The following is a 16,885-nucleotide window of genomic DNA, read 5'->3' on the forward strand; positions in this document are numbered from 1 at the left end:
GTGCAACCGAACCGGCAACTTTTGCCCGATCCGCTACACTTGATCAGGCACACTAGTGGGCCATGCGTAAAATAATGTAACTAAAACGTTAACGGTGTAAAATATGGAATGCGTTTACCTAAGACATTTCAGATTACTGATAAAGCCGCTGGGATTTTAAAAGAGTGGTGCCGATCAACAACCCTTCCTCATGGCCAGATCATGAGAGCCAAGATTATTTTACAACTCAGTGAAGGGATGACACCGATGGAAGTTGCAACTGCCCAAAGGACATCAGCGAAGACAGTGCACCGCTGGCGAAATCGATTTGAGGCCGAAGGCGTTGATGGACTACTTGAAAGAGTCCGTTGCGGACGTCCTACGGTCATAGACAAGGCGACTGTCGACAAAGTTCTATTTCTGACCACAAAAAGAATTCCACAGGAATCTACACATTGGAGCATCGAGTTAATGTCTCGATACGCAGAAGTGACACCTTGGCAGGTTCGTCAGATCTGGAAGGCTGCAGATCTGCGTCCACACCGGCTGAAAACGTTTAAGATCAGTAATGATCCTGAGTTCGCTGATAAAGTCATTGATATTGTCGGTCTGTATATGAATCCTCCTGAGAATGCAGTTATTCTCAGCGTGGATGAGAAGACGCAGATTCAGGCATTGGATCGTACCCAACCTGGACTACCATTGAATCCGAGCCGGATCGGCAGTCGCACTCATGATTACAAAAGACACGGCACCACCAGTCTTTATGCTGCATTTAACACACTGACTGGAAAAGTGATTGGCAAAGTTTCGGATCGAACGAACAGCAAAAAATTTCTATCTTTTCTGAAACTACTTGATAGACGCACGCGTGCAGACCGAGAATTGCACATCATTATGGATAATCTGAGTGCTCACAAGACAGAGGCTGTTCGAGAATGGGTGGCCTCCCGACCGCGCATCCACCTTCATTTTACGCCAACCAGTTCATCATGGCTCAATGCCGTGGAAGGCTGGTTCTCGCAACTTGAGCGACGTGCGTTATACCGAGGGGTGTTCACCAGCGTTCCAGAACTAAAGACTGAGTTGGAGCGGTTCATCAAGGTTCATAACAGGGAGAGCGCAAAACCCTTTAAATGGACTAAACCTGCCAGCCACATTCTGGCGGCTGTTGGGCGTGCAAAGAAATCATTACAGAATTAACCGCATGTCCCACTAGGGCCTGTGATTGCTATCGGATCACCAAGCCCAGCATTAAAGCGCTCCCGGGCACTACCTTGATTGACCGCAATCTCAATTAATCCCATTGAATTCACATACCAGAACAGCTCTCCCGGCGGGCATTCACTAAAGATCGATCCAGCGTTGATTCTCTGATTTTCCAGCACAATAACTGAAGCCTCGTCGACAGCAGCAGCACGCATGCCGGTAACCAAGTTACCAAAGCCATCAATATAGATAATTTTTGGCAGGTCGTCCGGAAGTCCGCAACCCATTATCTGAGTATTCGTCAGGGAGTCTCCCTGAACTGATTCACCATCGACAATTTTCGCAGCCACTGGTGCAAAGAGGTCTCTTCCATGGAAACTATTGGAGAGCACCTTTGGTCGCCAGGTTATCGACCTGATTCTGCATTGGGATGCCCTGCGCACAACCAGCGCAAGCAGGCCATTATCCGGCCCCACATACCATTTTCCATCTGCCTCCACCATGAGCGGCAGACGACTGCCACCTACTCCTGGATCGACTACACAAACAAACACCGTTGCAACGGGAAAGTGATCCGTTAATCTTGGGATGAGATAAGCTGAAAGTTCAGGAGTGAACCGTGGCAGGTCGGAGATCAGATCGACAATGCGGGATTGCTCTGAATGCTGCAGGATTGCGGCATGCATCTGTCCGGTATAGGGACCGGTCACACCAAAGTCGGTAAGTGTGGCAATAAGCTTAGGCACTGTGGGACGGCAGGCAATAAAAAAGCCGGGTTAAACCCGGCTTTTTTATTAATCTTCGCTTTCGCTCGATTCTTCTTCAACAGGCCTGTCGACAAGCTCGACAAATGCCATCGGCGCTTTGTCACCATCACGATAGCCACATTTAAGGATACGCAGATAACCACCTGGACGATCCTTGTAACGCGGACCAAGGTCAGTGAACAGTTTGCCTACCGCAGCATCGTCACGCAGGCGCGCGAATGCAAGGCGGCGTTTGGCAACGCTATCACTCTTGGACATGGTGATAAGAGGCTCGGCTACACGGCGCAATTCTTTTGCCTTGGGCAGAGTGGTTTTGATCAACTCCTGGTTGATCAATGAAACAGTCATGTTGCGAAACATCGCCTGGCGATGACTGCTGTTACGGTTCAATTGCCGTCCGGATTTGCGATGACGCATGGATCGACTTCCCTAAAATCTAAAAGTTAATGAATTCGGTGTTAGCTGATCAGTGTACAAACTGATCATCGATGCCTTCCGGCGGCCAACGCTCGAGGCGCATGCCAAGAGAGAGTCCGCGGCGGGCGAGGACATCCTTGATCTCTGTAAGAGATTTTTTGCCAAGATTTGGCGTCTTGAGAAGCTCGACTTCCGTACGCTGAATCAGATCGCCGATCAGGAAGATGTTCTCAGCCTTCAAGCAATTTGCCGAACGAACGGTGAGTTCGAGATCATCCACCGGACGCAGCAGGATCGGATCGATTGCCGGCTCTTCAGGTTCGGCAGTCGCCTCGGCAGCTTCGGCCTGCAGGTCAACAAACACAGAAAGCTGGTCGCGCAAGATGTTTGCTGAACGACGAATCGCCTCTTCCGGATCGATTGTACCGTTGGTTTCCAGCTCGATAACCAGACGATCCAGATTGGTACGCTGTTCTACACGTGCAGCTTCAACTGAATAGGCGACACTACGCACAGGACTGAATGAGGCATCGACCTGTAACATGCCGATAGGGCGATCATCTCCAGCGGCACCCTGACGGATGGCGGCGGGCTGATAGCCACGACCACGCTTAACCTGCAGTGTCATGTTGATCTCGCCCGACTTGGTCAGGTTAGCAATCACATGATCCGGATTTGAAACCTCAACATCATGGTCAAGCGTAATGTCGCTTGCCAACACAGGTCCGGGGCCTTTTTTCTGAAGTTTCAGGGTAGCCTCTTCACGTGTGTGCATCACCAGGGCAACCTGCTTAAGATTCAGAAGGATATCCAGCACATCTTCTTGCACACCTTCAATCGTGGTGTACTCGTGCAGGACCTCCTGGATCTCAACGTCAGTAATCGCAGAGCCCGGCATAGAGGAGAGCAGGATCCGGCGCAGCGCATTACCCAATGTATGACCAAACCCTCTTTCCAAAGGCTCCAAAGTCACTTTTGCATGGGTCTCGCTGATCGGCTGCACATTCACAATGCGCGGCTTGAGAAACTCCGTAACGCTTTCAGTCATGAATCTTCCTCTCGACAGACCTTACTTGGAGTACAATTCAACGACGAGTTGTTCGTTGATTTCTGCAGACAGATCTGCACGGTCGGGTACTCGTTTGAAGGTTCCCTTCATCCCTTTCGGATCGACCTCAACCCAGTCAGCAAAACCATACTGCTCCGCTAATGCGAGCGCACCCTGGATGCGTACCTGTTTTTTGGCCTTTTCACGAATCGTTATCTCGTCGTCGGCAGCTACCTGGTAGGAAGCAACATTAACGATCCTGCCATTAACCTCAATCGCCTTATGGCTGACGAGCTGACGCGCTTCGGAGCGAGTTGAGCCGAAGCCCATGCGGTAGATGACGTTATCGAGACGACACTCTAGAAGTTGCAGCAGGTTCTCACCGGTTGCACCCTTCTGCTGCGCAGCAGCCTTATAATAGTTGCGAAACTGACGCTCCATCACACCGTAGATGCGACGTACTTTCTGTTTTTCGCGCAATTGCAGACCGTAGTCAGAGACACGACGACGACGGTCGCCACTCTGGCCCGGAACCTTCTCCATGTTACACTTGGAGTCTAAGGAACGGACGCGGCTCTTCAGGAACAGATCTGTTCCTTCGCGGCGACTCAATTTACATTTGGGACCAATGTACCTTGCCATGATACGACTCCAGAATCAGACCCGGCGCTTCTTAGGAGGCCGGCAACCGTTATGCGGTATAGGGGTTACGTCGGAGATGCTGGTAATCTTGAATCCAGCATTGTTCAAAGCACGCACGGCAGACTCGCGACCAGGACCAGGACCTTTGACGTTGACGTCAAGATTTTTTAATCCAAATTCCTTGACCATCTGACCTGCACGATCTGCTGCAACCTGCGCAGCAAATGGAGTGCTCTTGCGTGAACCACGGAAACCGGAACCGCCGGCAGTGGCCCAACCCAGGGCGTTGCCCTGACGATCGGTAATGGTAATGATGGTGTTGTTAAACGACGCATGTACATGCGCGATGCCATCAGTAACGGTCTTTTTGACCTTCTTCTTGGAACGGCCAGTTGGTTTTGCCATTATCTGTTCCTGCGAACTCGTTTATGCGTAAATCTTAACGCTTGATCGGACGACGTGGACCTTTGCGGGTCCGCGCATTGGTCTTGGTACGCTGACCACGCAGCGGTAGACCACGACGATGACGGATGCCGCGATTACAACCTAGATCCATCAGACGCTTGATATTCATCGAAACCTCACGACGCAGATCACCTTCTACTGTGATCTTGCCGATGATGGCACGAATTGCATCAACCTGATCCTCGCTCAACTCCTGGATCTTGATGGAAGGCTCAATACCAACCTCTTTACAGATCTCTGCGGCGCGAGTATGACCAATGCCATAGATCGATGTCAGCGCAATAGCTGCGTGCTTCCGATCTGGAATGTTGACTCCTGCGATTCGAGCCATTCTTTATTCTCCTGAACTTCTCAAGCGACTTTCGTTGAGCGTAAGCGGTCAATGGTACCCATCCGCGCTAAATAAATCAAGCGAGAAATACCAATATACCTTATGATTTTAGCCTTGGCGCTGCTTGTGGCGGCCTTCTTTGCAGATGACCCGCACGACACCTTTGCGACGAACGATCTTGCAATTACGGCAGATCTTTTTTACCGATGCACGTACTTTCATGAACCTGTCTCCAAAATCCCATTAGTGCAGGCTGGAAAAATCAAGCTGCACATGCCTGGCGGGGCTAACCTGCCAATTTAAACAAAAACTGCGAACCACCGTCACCAATCGCTGACAGATAGTTATGTAATCAATGATGTCAGCGGACCAAACCGCCACCACTACCTTTGAGGTTGGCTTTTTTCATCAAACCTTCGTATTGATGAGACATCAAGTGCGCTTGTACCTGCGCCATGAAATCCATTACCACCACCACGATAATCAACAAAGATGTACCACCGAAATAGAAGGGCACATTCCAACCAACGATCAGAAACTCAGGCAACAGACAGACTGACGTAATATAAATCGCACCTGCCAGGGTCAAGCGCGACATCACGCCATCAATGTATTTTGCAGTCTGCTCCCCTGGACGAATACCAGGAATGAAGGCACCGGATCGCTTCAGATTGTCCGCTGTCTCTCTGGAGTTAAAAACCAGAGCCGTATAGAAGAAGCAGAAGAAAATTATCGCTGACGCATAAGCCATCACATATACCGGCTCACCAGGGGAAAGCTTGGAAAAAATATCCTGGATCCAACGCGTGTCTTCACTATTGCCAAACCACTGCCCGAGCGTTGCCGGGAACAAGATGATACTGGAGGCGAAAATCGGCGGAATTACGCCTGCCATATTGAGCTTTAGTGGCAAGTGCGTACTTTGCGCCGCCATCAAACGCCGGCCCTGCTGACGTTTCGCGTAGTTGACTGTAATCCTGCGTTGACCACGCTCAACAAAGACGACAAAACCCGTCACTGCGATTGCCAGAACGAACAGGAAAAGAATCGTCAGAGCATTCAACTCACCGGTACGGGCCAATTCAAGCGTACCACCTATCGCCGAAGGCAAGCCCGCGACGATACCGGCAAAAATGATCATGGAGATACCATTACCGATACCACGCTCCGTGATCTGCTCACCCAGCCACATCAGAAACATTGTTCCTGTGACCAGAGAGACGGCGGCAGTAACAATAAAGCCCAAGCCCTGCTGGGCAACGACGGATTCTCCACCAACCGTCTGGCTCTGCAGTGCGATTGAGATGCCAACTGCTTGAAATGTTGCCAGCACTACAGTGCCGTAGCGCGTGTACTGGGTAATCTTGCGACGCCCCGCCTCACCCTCTTTCTTCAACTGCTCAAGCGTGGGGATAACAGCCGACATCAGCTGCATAATAATAGAGGCAGAGATGTAGGGCATGATACCAAGCGCAAAGAGACTCGCACGTTCAAGTGCACCACCGGAGAACATGTTGAACATATCCAGGATCGAACCCTGGGCCTGCTCAAACAGCGCAGCAAGCGCAACAGGATTTACGCCAGGCACAGGAATGAACGTGCCAATACGAAAAACCAGTAACGCACCAGCAACAAAAAGCAGTCGCTGTCGCAACTCCGTCAGGCGGCCCATGCCGCCCAACGAGTTCATCATGGAAGCGCCTTGACCAGCCATTTAGTCCTCGACCTTGCCGCCAGCCGCTTCGATAGCGGCACGAGCACCCTTGGTTACACCAATGCCTTTCACGGTGACGGCGCGTTCGATCGAGCCGGAAGCAACGATCTTGGCACGTCGAATCACCTTAGTGATAACACCGGCCTTCTTCAGCGCCTCCAGGTCAACAGATTCGCCCTCGATCTTGGCCAGCTCGCTCAGACGCACTTCGGCGGTTACCATGCCGATCCTGGAGCGAAATCCAACCTTGGGAAGCCGACGCTGCAATGGCATCTGACCACCTTCGAATCCAACCTTGTGGAAACCGCCATTGCGGGATTTCTGTCCCTTGTGGCCGCGACCACAGGTCTTGCCGAGACCACTGCCAATACCGCGTCCAACGCGTTTTTTGACAGACTTACTGCCTTCGGCAGGCTGTAAACCATTAAGTCGCATTTCAGGACTCCTCGACCTTAACCATATAGGAAACCTTGTTCACCATACCGCGGGTACAAGGCGTGTCTTCAACTTCGACCGTCTGGTGCATACGGCGCAATCCCAAGCCACGCACACAAGCCTTGTGGCTGGCCAGACGTCCGTTCATGCTGCGCACCAAAGTGACCTGCATCATTTTCTTGTCAGACATGAGTTACCCCAGAATCTCTTCGACAGTCTTGCCGCGCTTGGCTGCAGCCGACTCAGCATCAGCCATCTCTTTCAGACCATTGATCGTCGCGCGGACTACATTCATCGGATTGTTCGTGCCGATACATTTCGCCAACACATTTTGCACACCAACCACCTCGAAGACAGCACGCATGGCGCCACCCGCGATGATACCTGTACCTTCAGATGCAGGCTGCATATAGACCTTGGCGGCGCCATGTCGGCCGACTATAGGATACTGCAGCGTGTTGCCGTTCATCTTGACGGAAACCATGTTCTTGCGAGCAGTTTCCATCGCCTTTTGGATGGCAATCGGCACTTCGCGAGCCTTGCCGGTACCAAAACCAACACGCCCCTCTCCGTCGCCAACCACGGTCAGAGCAGAGAAGCCGAACTGGCGACCGCCTTTGACAACCTTGGCGACACGGTTGACGTTAATAAGCTTTTCAAGCAGATCATCGCCTTCCGGCTTTGCATTATAATTTGCCATAACCTCGAACCCTTAAAATTGCAGACCGGCTTCGCGCGCCGCATCAGCCAAGGCCTTTACGCGACCATGATAACGAAAACCCGAGCGATCAAATGCAACCTGCTCGATACCTGCCTCTTTCGCCCTTTCAGCGATATGTTTACCAACTACAGAGGCAGCCGCCGCGTTACCGCTCGCACCTGAGAGTTCACCTTGAACACCCTTATCCAGTGTGGAAGCGCTCACCAGGACTTCAGAGCCAGTAGGCGCAATGACCTGCGCATAGATATGCTTTGGCGTACGGTGAATGGCCAGACGATGGACGCCCAGTTCACGAATCTTTGCGCGAGTCCGACGACTACGACGTAGACGAGATTGTTTCTTATCCATCGTTTAACCCTATTTCTTCTTGGCTTCTTTACGAACCACATGTTCGTCAGAATAACGGACGCCTTTGCCTTTGTAAGGCTCCGGCGGACGGTACGCACGAACTTCAGCCGCAACCTGACCAACCAGCTGTTTATCTGAACCCGAGACAACAATCTCAGTTTGTGAGGGTGTTGCTATTTCAATACCCTCCGGCACCGGATATTCCACAGGATGGGAAAAACCGAGACTCAAATTGAGCACTTTACCCTTGGCCTGAGCACGATAACCAACACCGACGAGTTCAAGCTTACGCTCAAACCCTTGCGTGACACCGGTAACAAGATTGTTAATGAGCGCGCGCATCGTGCCGGCCATCGCCCAGGAAGACTTGTCTTCCTGCTTGGGAGTGACGTTGACAACTCCATCATTCTGATTGATTGCCACCAGGTCGTTCACGAGTAACTGCATCGAGCCTTTAGGGCCCTTGACAGAGACACTCTGACCATCCAGCTTGACCTCAACACCAGACGGTAGGGAAATTGGACTTTTTGCTATACGAGACATCTTCTTACACCCCTTACGCGACGACAGCGATGACTTCACCGCCCTGTCCCGTAGCACGGGCAGCACGATCGGTCATTATGCCTTTCGAGGTGGAGATGATTGCGATACCCAAACCGTTACGCACTTTGGGAAGATCACCGCAACCTTTATATATGCGCAGACCAGGACGACTTACCCGTTTAATCAGGTCGATAACAGGACGCCCTTCGAAATAGCGCAGATCCACAACCATTGTCGGCTTGGATGCACTCTCGTCCACTTTGACATCCTGCACGTAACCTTCGTCTTTCAGGAGGTTGGCGATTGCAATTTTCTGCTTGGATGCCGGCAGTCTGACTGAAGTCTTATTTGCCGATTGTCCGTTACGGACACGGGTGAGCAAATCCGCAATGGGATCTGACATACTCATTTCGAGCTCCTGGGGTCAGTCCGTCTTTGCGACGCGATACCCAAATATAGTTAATCCTGGCAGAAATGCCCTGAGAAAGCCGCGTATTCTACCAGCTTGCTTTCACAAGTCCAGGAACATCTCCGCGCATAGCCGCTTCCCGCAGCTTGTTACGGCTAAGACCGAACTTACGATAGAATCCATGGGGACGACCGGTGACCCGGCAGCGGTTGTGTTTCCGGGAAACACTGGCATCGCGAGGCATCTTCTGCAGCTTGAGAACGGCTGCTTCAACCTCTTCATAGGTGCTGTCAGCATTCTTTATGACAGCCTTCAGCGCTTCACGCCTGGCTGCATACTTGGCTACGGTGCGGGCACGCTTGTTCTCACGTGCAATCATGCTCTTTTTTGCCATAACGAAACTCAGTTCTTAAAGGGAAACTTAAAGGCTTCCAGCAGCGCACGTCCCTCTTCATCGGTACGTGCAGTGGTGGTAATCGTAATATCAAGCCCACGCAGCTTATCGATTTTATCGTAATCGATCTCCGGGAACATGATCTGCTCTGCCACGCCCATGCTGTAGTTTCCACGACCATCGAAGGATTTCCCGTTCATACCACGGAAATCCCGAATACGCGGAATTGCTACATTGATCAGGCGGTCAAGAAACTCATACATGCGCTCTTTGCGCAGAGTCACCTTACACCCAATCGGCCAGCCTTCACGGACCTTGAAACCTGCGATGGACTTACGGGCATGAGTGATAATCGCTTTCTGGCCGGCAATCTTCTCCATATCGTTCACTGCGAACTCAAGGATTTTTTTATCGCCTATGGCCTCACCAACACCCATATTAAGGGTAATCTTGGTGATGCGCGGTACCTGCATAATGCTCTGGAACTGAAACTTGTCCATCAACTGCTGGACAACAGTGTCAGTGTACTGTTGCTGTAATCTTGCCATTGCCGGACTTGCCTCAGATATCTACGACTTCGCCGCTGGATTTGAACACTCGAACCTTTTTGCCGTCTTCAAGCGTCTTGAAGCCGGCACGGTCACCTTTTCCGCTCGCGGGATTGAACAGGGCAACGTTGGAGATATGCAAAGGCATCTCCTTATCGAGAATGCCACCAGGCTCACCCTTATTAGGGTTTGCCTTGGTGTGCTTCTTCGCCATGTTGATATTTTCGACAACGATGCGCTCGTTTTCCATCATGCGAATGACGGTCCCGCGCTTGCCCTTGTCTTTACCCGCAACGACGATAACCTCGTCGCCCTTCTTAATCTTGTTTGCCATGTCTGCCGCCTCACAAAACCTCTGGTGCAAGCGAAATGATCTTCATAAATCGCTCACTCCGTAATTCACGGGTAACGGGTCCGAAGATACGAGTACCAATCGGCTGCAACTGAGCATTCAGCAGTACAGCAGAATTGGTATCAAATCGAATCACGGAACCGTCAGGACGACGCACACCTTTTTTCGTGCGCACGACAACTGCATTGTAGACGTCGCCTTTCTTAACCTTGCCGCGAGGAATCGCATCCTTCACGCTAACCTTTATGATATCGCCAATTCCGGCGTATCGACGGTGCGAACCGCCCAGTACCTTTATGCACTGAACCCGCTTTGCGCCGCTGTTATCGGCAACATTCAGGCTTGTCTGCATCTGAATCATGGTTCTGCCCTAAATAGTATTAATCTCTGTCGGCAAAATATTTTGCCTACCGATCAGCTCGCGCGCTCGATAACCTTTACCAGCCGCCACTTCTTTGTCTTTGACAAGGGTCGGCACTGTTCGACCATCACCATATCACCCTGGTTGCATTCGTTGCTCTCATCGTGCGCATGCACTTTCGTGGAACGACGGATGTATTTTCCATAGAGCGGATGTTTCACCTGACGCTCAACCGAAACGGTAATGGACTTATCCATTGCACTGCTGACAACTTGGCCAACTAGAGTGCGGTTACTGGCTGCCTGTTCGCTCATGATGCGCTGCCCGATTTCTGTTCATTCATAACTGTTTTAACACGCGCAATATCCTTACGAACCGTATTCATACGATCGGGACGCGCCAACTGGCCGGTGCCCTTCTGCATACGCAGGTTGAACTGCTCTTTCTGCAATTCTTCAAGCGCAACGTTCAACTCCTCAGAGGACTTTTCACGCAATTCGTTCGCATTCATCACATCACCGTCCGTTTCACGAATGTAGTGGGAACCGGCAGCTTGGCTGACGCCAACGCAAACGCCTCACGAGCCAGCTCTTCTGAAATACCTTCGATCTCATAGAGCATGCGGCCGGGCTGGATCTGCGCTACCCAGTACTCCACATTACCTTTACCTTTACCCTGACGAACTTCCAAAGGTTTCTTTGTAATTGGTTTGTCAGGGAACACCCGTATCCACATATTTCCGCCACGCTTTACATGACGGGAAATGGCTCGACGCGCTGCCTCTATCTGGCGTGCGGTAATACGCCCGCGACCTGTTGATTTCAGGCCGAACTCACCAAAAGAGACGCTGCTACCGGTGACCGCAAGGCCACGGTTTCGACCCTTATGCTGTTTACGGAATTTAGTTCGTTTTGGCTGCAACATCGATTACGACCTCTTCGCGCCGGGTTTCGTTTTTGGTGCAGCTTCAGCAAGTTCGCCACCACCAAAAACCTCGCCCTTAAAAATCCATACCTTGACACCGATGATACCGTAGGTGGTATTCGCCTCAGCGAAACCATAGTCGATATCCGCGCGCAATGTGTGTAGCGGGACACGGCCTTCGCGGTACCACTCACTACGGGCAATTTCTGCACCATTCAGGCGACCGCCGATGTTTATCTTGATACCTTCGGCACCGAGTCGCATGGCATTTTGAACCGAGCGCTTCATCGCCCGACGGAACATGACGCGGCGCTCCAGCTGCTGTGCAACGCCCTCGGCGACCAACTGGGCATCAAGTTCCGGCTTGCGGATCTCTTCGATGCTGATATGCACCGGAATTCCCATCATGTCGGATACCACAGCGCGCAGCTTGTCGATATCCTCGCCTTTCTTACCAATCACAAGGCCAGGACGGGCTGTGTGAACGGTAATGTGGGCATTCTTGGCTGGCCGATCGACCTGGATCCTGCTGACCGAAGACTGCGCCAGGCGTTTCTTCAGGAATGCACGAACCTTAAGGTCCATATTCAGCAGATCAGGGAACTGCTTTGAATCCGCGTACCACTTGGAAGTCCAGTCCTTAACGATGCCCAGACGTATTCCGGTAGGATGTACTTTCTGACCCATATCGGCCTCTCTAACCTGTTACTTGTCGGCGACAGTCACGGTAATGTGACTGGTGCGTTTTAGAATCCGGGAGGCACGGCCTTTCGCCCGTGCTCTGATGCGTTTCATGGTTGGACCTTCGTCCACACCAATCACTGCAACCTTGAGCTCGTCGATATCCGCCCCTTCATTGTGCTCTGCGTTGGCGATAGCGGATTCGAGAACCTTCTTCACCAGGACGGCACCTTTCTTCTTGCTGAAAGCAAGAATGTTCAGCGCCTGCTCGACTGGGAGCCCTCGAACCTGATCTGCAACCAGACGTCCCTTCTGGGCCGACATACGTGCATGACGCAATTTTGCTGTTGCCTGCATTATGAATTCCTCTTACCTGGACGCCTTATCGGCAGTATGACCCCGATAAGTACGGGTCAGTGCGAACTCACCGAGTTTATGTCCAACCATGTTCTCGGAAATGATGACCGGAACATGTTGACGACCATTGTGTATTGCTATGGTAAGCCCCACCATCTCAGGCAAAACCATGGACCTGCGGGACCAGGTTTTGATTGGGCGCTTATTATTCTGCGCTACTGCCTCTTCCACCTTTTTCGCCAGGTGATGATCGACAAACGGGCCTTTGCGAATTGAACGTGGCACGACACTAACCCCTAATTTAATTACTTACGGTTCCGACGACGAACAATCATCTTGTCGGTACGCTTGTTGGTTCGGGTTTTATAACCCTTCGTCGGCATACCCCAGGGTGAAACCGGATGACGGCCTCCTGATGTACGACCCTCACCACCACCATGTGGGTGATCCACAGGATTCATCACAACACCGCGAACGGTGGGACGAACACCTCTCCAGCGCGTTGCGCCGGCTTTTCCGAGTGAACGGAGACTATGTTCAGGATTGGAGACTTCACCCATCACTGCCCGACAGTCAGCGGGAACCTTTCGCATCTCACCGGAGCGGAGACGGAGGGTCGCATAATCACCTTCACGGGCTATCAACTGAACTGAAGCACCGGCAGAACGTGCCATCTGCGCACCCTTGCCCGGCTTCATCTCAATACAATGCACCACCGAACCCATCGGCATGTTGCGCAGCGGCAGGCAGTTTCCTAAGCCAATCGGCGCATCAGCACCGGAACGCACTTCGTCACCAGCCTTAAGACCGTGGGGTGCGATGATATATGAACGCTGACCATCTACATAGCGAATCAAAGCAATATGCGCGGTACGATTCGGATCATACTCAAGACGCTCAACGACGGCGGAAACACCCTCTTTATTGCGCTTGAAATCGATAATACGATAGCGCTGCTTGTGGCCACCACCACGATGACGCGTAGTGATGCGACCGTTATTGTTACGACCGCCAGTCTTGCTCTTCTTTGCGAGCAACGGGCTATAGGGAGCGCCTTTATGCAGCTCCGTATTGACCACTTTTACAACAAAGCGGCGACCTGGTGAGGTCGGTTTTGTTTTAACGATTGCCATTATTCCAATCCCGTTTAATTAACTCAGGCGCCGCCGGCGAAGTCGATATCACTGCCGGGCTTGAGCTTAACGTAGGCCTTCTTCCAATCGGAACGGCGACCCTGCATAGCACCAAATCGCTTGGCCTTACCTTTTACATTAACCACCTGGACCCGCTCGACTTCGACATCAAACATCTTCTCAACCGCCTTGGCGATTTCACGTTTGGTCGCATCAGTGGCAACCTCGAAGGTAAACTGACGATTTGCATCCGCCGCGTTTGCACTCTTCTCAGAAACCAGTGGGCTCAGCAGAACCTTCATAAGACGTTCATTGTTCATGCCAGGCGCTCCTCAATCTTTTTCACTGCACCTTCAGTCATCAGAACCTTTTCATAGGCGACGAGGCTGACCGGGTCGATCTCATTCACATCGCGAACATCGACACCATAAAGGTTGCGCGCAGCCAGATAGAGATTCTCATCAGGATTCTCTGCAACAACCAGTACATCTTTCAGATTCATCTCTTTCAGTTTGCCGGCAAGCTCTTTAGTCTTGGGCGCCGAAACAGCGAACTCATTGACGGTAACGAAGCGCTCCTGGCGCACCAGTTCGGACAAAATAGAGCGAATCGCACCACGATACATCTTACGGTTGACCTTCTGCGCAAAATTGCGCGGGGAGGATGCAAACGTCACACCACCGGAGCGCCATATGGGGCTGCGAATGGTGCCGCTTCGAGCACGACCCGTACCTTTCTGACGCCAGGGTTTGGCACCGCCGCCACGAACTGCCGCGCGATTTTTCTGCGCCTTGGTTCCAGCCCGAGCCGCTGCCATGTGGGCAGTGACAACCTGGTGGACCAGGCCCTCGTTATACGCAGCACCGAATACATCATCGGATACCTGGATCGCCTGCGCGTCGCCGCCAGCAGAAGTTACATTCAGATCCATCAGATTCACCCTTTGTTCTTCATCTTCACCGCAGGCACGATGACAACGTCACCACCTTTGGAGCCGGGCACGGAACCCTTCACCAACAGCAGGTTGCGCTCGCCATCGACCCGAACGACTTCCAGATTCTGCTGGCAGCGCTGCTTGTCACCCATGTGGCCCGCCATCTTCTTACCTTTGAAGACACGACCGGGTGTTTGGCATTGGCCAATGGAGCCTGGCGCACGATGAGAAATCGAGTTACCGTGCGTGGCATCCTGCATATGGAAGTGATGTCGTTTAACGCCACCCTGAAAACCTTTACCCTGAGTGCGACCACGTACATCGACCAGCTGTCCGGCCTCAAAGATATCGGCCTTAATCTCAGAACCGACCTCGATGCCATCGCCTTCGCCATCTTCCAGGAAAAATTCCCAGAAACCACGACCGCCTTCTAAACCAGCCTTAGATAAATGGCCAGCCACTGGCTTGCTCACGCGAGAAGCCTTGCGGTTACCCGTGGTTACCTGAACAGCACGATAACCATCAGTATCTTTCGTTTTAAGTTGAGCAACCCGATTGGGCTCAACCTCGATGACGGTCACAGGAACTGACACGCCCTCTTCGGTGAACACCCGAGTCATTCCGGCCTTCCGGCCGACTACTCCAATCGCCATTGTTCTTAACCTCAGTTCAACTTGATCTGGACATCAACGCCAGCAGCCAGATCGAGCTTCATCAATGCGTCAACCGTCTTGTCGGTTGGATCGACGATGTCCATCAAACGCTTATGGGTGCGAATTTCGTACTGGTCACGTGCATCTTTATTGACGTGCGGTGAAATCAGCACAGTAAACCGCTCTTTCTTCGTCGGCAGTGGAATCGGTCCCAGCACCTGCGCACCAGTGCGCTTTGCTGTCTCCACGATTTCGCTGGCAGACTGATCAATCAGTCGATGATCAAACGCCTTCAGACGGATACGAATTCTCTGGTTAGCCATTATCTTTTACTCGATGACCTTGGATACAACGCCGGCACCTACGGTACGGCCACCCTCACGGATAGCAAATCGCAGGCCTTCTTCCATCGCAATCGGCGCAATCAGTTTTACCGTCATTTTTACGTTATCCCCCGGCATTACCATCTCTACGCCCTCAGGCAGATCACAAGCACCGGTCACGTCGGTCGTTCTAAAGTAGAACTGCGGACGATAGTTTGCAAAGAACGGGGTGTGACGTCCACCTTCGTCCTTGCTCAATACATAGACTTCGCACTCGAAGTGGGTGTGCGGGGTAATCGATCCCGGATGCGCCAGCACCTGTCCACGCTCAACCTCTTCACGCTTGGTGCCGCGCAGCAGCACACCCACGTTGTCGCCCGCTTCGCCCTGATCCAGCAGCTTGCGGAACATCTCGACACCGGTACAGGTGGTCTTCGCGGTCTCTTTGATTCCGACGATCTCGATCTCTTCACCCACCTTGACCACGCCGCGCTCTACTCGACCGGTTACCACAGTACCGCGACCGGAGATCGAGAAGACATCCTCGATCGGCATCAGGAAGGCACCGTCTACCGCACGCACCGGCTCAGGAATGTAGGTGTCCAGGGCCTCAACCAGCTTGGCAATGGAGCCGGCACCGATATCGGAATCGTCACCTTCCAGCGCCTTCAGCGCGGAACCGATGATTACGGGCGTGTCGTCGCCAGGGAAGTCGTAGCTGTCGAGCAGCTCACGAATCTCCATCTCAACCAATTCCAGCAGCTCTTCGTCGTCCACCATGTCCGCTTTGTTCATGTAGACGATGATGTAGGGCACGCCTACCTGACGGGAGAGCAGGATGTGCTCACGCGTCTGAGGCATGGGGCCGTCTGCCGCGGATACCACCAGGATTGCGCCGTCCATCTGCGCCGCACCGGTGATCATGTTCTTTACGTAGTCAGCATGTCCGGGGCAGTCAACGTGTGCGTAGTGACGATTCTCAGTCTCATACTCGACGTGGGAGGTGGCGATGGTGATACCACGCTCACGCTCTTCCGGAGCATTGTCGATCTGATCGAAGGCCTTCTGCTCGCCGCCGAACTTCTTTGCCTGCACCAGCGTGATCGCAGCCGTCAAAGTGGTCTTGCCGTGATCAACGTGACCAATGGTTCCCACATTGACATGCGGTTTTGTGCGTTCGAATTTTTCCTTGGACAC

At 52.3% G+C, this 16,885-nt stretch carries 31 protein-coding genes; 1 reads left to right on the forward strand and 30 read right to left on the reverse strand.

Annotation, left to right across the window (positions count from 1 at the left end):
• Window positions 1-108 precede the first annotated feature (108 nt).
• Window positions 109-1,182: an IS630 family transposase gene (locus HPY30_07320; protein ID QYZ65815.1), complete on the forward strand. Its 1,074-nt coding sequence runs from the start codon at window positions 109-111 to the stop codon at window positions 1,180-1,182.
• Here HPY30_07320 and HPY30_07325 read toward each other — a convergent pair.
• The 30 genes from HPY30_07325 to tuf all read right to left on the reverse strand — a co-directional run bounded on the left by HPY30_07325 (window position 1,179) and on the right by tuf (window position 16,885).
• Complete coding sequence (locus tag HPY30_07325) at window positions 1,179-1,934, reverse strand: SAM-dependent chlorinase/fluorinase (protein QYZ65816.1); 756 nt, start codon at window positions 1,932-1,934, stop codon at window positions 1,179-1,181. The two genes, HPY30_07320 and HPY30_07325, sit on opposite strands and share 4 nt — an antisense overlap.
• Before the next feature lie 48 nt (window positions 1,935-1,982).
• Window positions 1,983-2,372: a 50S ribosomal protein L17 gene (gene rplQ / locus HPY30_07330; GenBank protein ID QYZ65817.1), complete on the reverse strand. Its 390-nt coding sequence runs from the start codon at window positions 2,370-2,372 to the stop codon at window positions 1,983-1,985.
• Between the two features lie 49 nt (window positions 2,373-2,421).
• Window positions 2,422-3,420 (reverse strand): DNA-directed RNA polymerase subunit alpha, encoded by a 999-nt coding sequence (gene rpoA, locus HPY30_07335; GenBank protein QYZ65818.1) that lies wholly within the window; start codon window positions 3,418-3,420, stop codon window positions 2,422-2,424.
• A gap of 21 nt (window positions 3,421-3,441) precedes the next feature.
• Entirely contained in the window at window positions 3,442-4,062 is a 621-nt protein-coding gene (gene rpsD, locus HPY30_07340; protein ID QYZ65819.1) for a 30S ribosomal protein S4, read from the reverse strand.
• 15 nt (window positions 4,063-4,077) lie between these two features.
• Window positions 4,078-4,467, reverse strand: a complete 390-nt coding sequence (gene rpsK, locus HPY30_07345) for a 30S ribosomal protein S11 (GenBank protein QYZ65820.1) — start codon at window positions 4,465-4,467, stop codon at window positions 4,078-4,080.
• 34 nt (window positions 4,468-4,501) lie between these two features.
• Complete coding sequence (gene rpsM / locus HPY30_07350) at window positions 4,502-4,858, reverse strand: 30S ribosomal protein S13 (GenBank protein QYZ65821.1); 357 nt, start codon at window positions 4,856-4,858, stop codon at window positions 4,502-4,504.
• A 108-nt stretch (window positions 4,859-4,966) separates the two neighbouring features.
• Window positions 4,967-5,080, reverse strand: a complete 114-nt coding sequence (gene rpmJ, locus HPY30_07355) for a 50S ribosomal protein L36 (GenBank protein QYZ65822.1) — start codon at window positions 5,078-5,080, stop codon at window positions 4,967-4,969.
• A gap of 139 nt (window positions 5,081-5,219) precedes the next feature.
• Complete coding sequence (secY, locus tag HPY30_07360; protein QYZ65823.1) at window positions 5,220-6,572, reverse strand: preprotein translocase subunit SecY; 1,353 nt, start codon at window positions 6,570-6,572, stop codon at window positions 5,220-5,222.
• Window positions 6,573-7,007, reverse strand: coding sequence for a 50S ribosomal protein L15 (gene rplO, locus HPY30_07365; GenBank protein ID QYZ65824.1), 435 nt, complete (start codon window positions 7,005-7,007; stop codon window positions 6,573-6,575).
• A gap of 1 nt (window position 7,008) precedes the next feature.
• Entirely contained in the window at window positions 7,009-7,197 is a 189-nt protein-coding gene (gene rpmD, locus HPY30_07370) for a 50S ribosomal protein L30 (protein QYZ65825.1), read from the reverse strand.
• A 3-nt stretch (window positions 7,198-7,200) separates the two neighbouring features.
• On the reverse strand, window positions 7,201-7,707 hold the full coding sequence (gene rpsE / locus HPY30_07375) for a 30S ribosomal protein S5 (protein ID QYZ65826.1): 507 nt from the start codon (window positions 7,705-7,707) through the stop codon (window positions 7,201-7,203).
• 12 nt (window positions 7,708-7,719) lie between these two features.
• The gene (gene rplR / locus HPY30_07380; protein QYZ65827.1) at window positions 7,720-8,076 is read right to left on the reverse strand and encodes a 50S ribosomal protein L18; all 357 of its coding nucleotides are present in this window, start codon (window positions 8,074-8,076) and stop codon (window positions 7,720-7,722) included.
• A gap of 9 nt (window positions 8,077-8,085) precedes the next feature.
• Entirely contained in the window at window positions 8,086-8,619 is a 534-nt protein-coding gene (gene rplF / locus HPY30_07385) for a 50S ribosomal protein L6 (GenBank protein QYZ65828.1), read from the reverse strand.
• A 13-nt stretch (window positions 8,620-8,632) separates the two neighbouring features.
• Entirely contained in the window at window positions 8,633-9,028 is a 396-nt protein-coding gene (gene rpsH, locus HPY30_07390) for a 30S ribosomal protein S8 (GenBank protein ID QYZ65829.1), read from the reverse strand.
• An 88-nt stretch (window positions 9,029-9,116) separates the two neighbouring features.
• Window positions 9,117-9,422, reverse strand: a complete 306-nt coding sequence (rpsN, locus tag HPY30_07395) for a 30S ribosomal protein S14 (protein QYZ65830.1) — start codon at window positions 9,420-9,422, stop codon at window positions 9,117-9,119.
• Window positions 9,423-9,430: 8 nt separating this feature from the next.
• A complete protein-coding gene (rplE, locus tag HPY30_07400; protein ID QYZ65831.1) occupies window positions 9,431-9,970 on the reverse strand; it encodes a 50S ribosomal protein L5 in 540 nt (179 codons plus the stop codon).
• Window positions 9,971-9,983: 13 nt separating this feature from the next.
• A complete protein-coding gene (rplX, locus tag HPY30_07405) occupies window positions 9,984-10,304 on the reverse strand; it encodes a 50S ribosomal protein L24 (protein QYZ65832.1) in 321 nt (106 codons plus the stop codon).
• 10 nt (window positions 10,305-10,314) lie between these two features.
• Window positions 10,315-10,683 carry a 50S ribosomal protein L14 gene (gene rplN / locus HPY30_07410; protein ID QYZ65833.1) on the reverse strand — a complete coding sequence of 123 codons (369 nt, stop codon included), beginning with the start codon at window positions 10,681-10,683 and terminating at the stop codon, window positions 10,315-10,317.
• Window positions 10,684-10,736: 53 nt separating this feature from the next.
• The gene (rpsQ, locus tag HPY30_07415; GenBank protein ID QYZ65834.1) at window positions 10,737-10,997 is read right to left on the reverse strand and encodes a 30S ribosomal protein S17; all 261 of its coding nucleotides are present in this window, start codon (window positions 10,995-10,997) and stop codon (window positions 10,737-10,739) included.
• Window positions 10,994-11,194, reverse strand: a complete 201-nt coding sequence (gene rpmC / locus HPY30_07420) for a 50S ribosomal protein L29 (protein ID QYZ65835.1) — start codon at window positions 11,192-11,194, stop codon at window positions 10,994-10,996. The genes rpsQ and rpmC overlap by 4 nt, the downstream gene beginning before the upstream one ends.
• Window positions 11,194-11,607 carry a 50S ribosomal protein L16 gene (rplP, locus tag HPY30_07425; protein QYZ65836.1) on the reverse strand — a complete coding sequence of 138 codons (414 nt, stop codon included), beginning with the start codon at window positions 11,605-11,607 and terminating at the stop codon, window positions 11,194-11,196. The genes rpmC and rplP overlap by 1 nt, the downstream gene beginning before the upstream one ends.
• A gap of 3 nt (window positions 11,608-11,610) precedes the next feature.
• Entirely contained in the window at window positions 11,611-12,294 is a 684-nt protein-coding gene (gene rpsC, locus HPY30_07430) for a 30S ribosomal protein S3 (protein ID QYZ65837.1), read from the reverse strand.
• An 18-nt stretch (window positions 12,295-12,312) separates the two neighbouring features.
• Entirely contained in the window at window positions 12,313-12,645 is a 333-nt protein-coding gene (rplV, locus tag HPY30_07435; protein ID QYZ65838.1) for a 50S ribosomal protein L22, read from the reverse strand.
• 12 nt (window positions 12,646-12,657) lie between these two features.
• Complete coding sequence (gene rpsS / locus HPY30_07440) at window positions 12,658-12,930, reverse strand: 30S ribosomal protein S19 (GenBank protein ID QYZ65839.1); 273 nt, start codon at window positions 12,928-12,930, stop codon at window positions 12,658-12,660.
• A 20-nt stretch (window positions 12,931-12,950) separates the two neighbouring features.
• The gene (gene rplB / locus HPY30_07445; protein QYZ65840.1) at window positions 12,951-13,778 is read right to left on the reverse strand and encodes a 50S ribosomal protein L2; all 828 of its coding nucleotides are present in this window, start codon (window positions 13,776-13,778) and stop codon (window positions 12,951-12,953) included.
• Between the two features lie 23 nt (window positions 13,779-13,801).
• A complete protein-coding gene (gene rplW / locus HPY30_07450) occupies window positions 13,802-14,098 on the reverse strand; it encodes a 50S ribosomal protein L23 (GenBank protein QYZ65841.1) in 297 nt (98 codons plus the stop codon).
• Complete coding sequence (gene rplD / locus HPY30_07455) at window positions 14,095-14,709, reverse strand: 50S ribosomal protein L4 (protein ID QYZ65842.1); 615 nt, start codon at window positions 14,707-14,709, stop codon at window positions 14,095-14,097. Before rplD ends, rplW begins: the two co-directional genes overlap by 4 nt.
• 5 nt (window positions 14,710-14,714) lie before the next feature.
• Window positions 14,715-15,365 carry a 50S ribosomal protein L3 gene (gene rplC / locus HPY30_07460; protein ID QYZ65843.1) on the reverse strand — a complete coding sequence of 217 codons (651 nt, stop codon included), beginning with the start codon at window positions 15,363-15,365 and terminating at the stop codon, window positions 14,715-14,717.
• An 11-nt stretch (window positions 15,366-15,376) separates the two neighbouring features.
• Complete coding sequence (gene rpsJ, locus HPY30_07465; GenBank protein ID QYZ65844.1) at window positions 15,377-15,688, reverse strand: 30S ribosomal protein S10; 312 nt, start codon at window positions 15,686-15,688, stop codon at window positions 15,377-15,379.
• Window positions 15,689-15,694: 6 nt separating this feature from the next.
• Window positions 15,695-16,885, reverse strand: a complete 1,191-nt coding sequence (tuf, locus tag HPY30_07470; GenBank protein QYZ65845.1) for an elongation factor Tu — start codon at window positions 16,883-16,885, stop codon at window positions 15,695-15,697.

Source organism: Gammaproteobacteria bacterium (ex Lamellibrachia satsuma), from assembly GCA_019623805.1.
Lineage (GTDB): Bacteria > Pseudomonadota > Gammaproteobacteria > Chromatiales > Chromatiaceae > QGON01.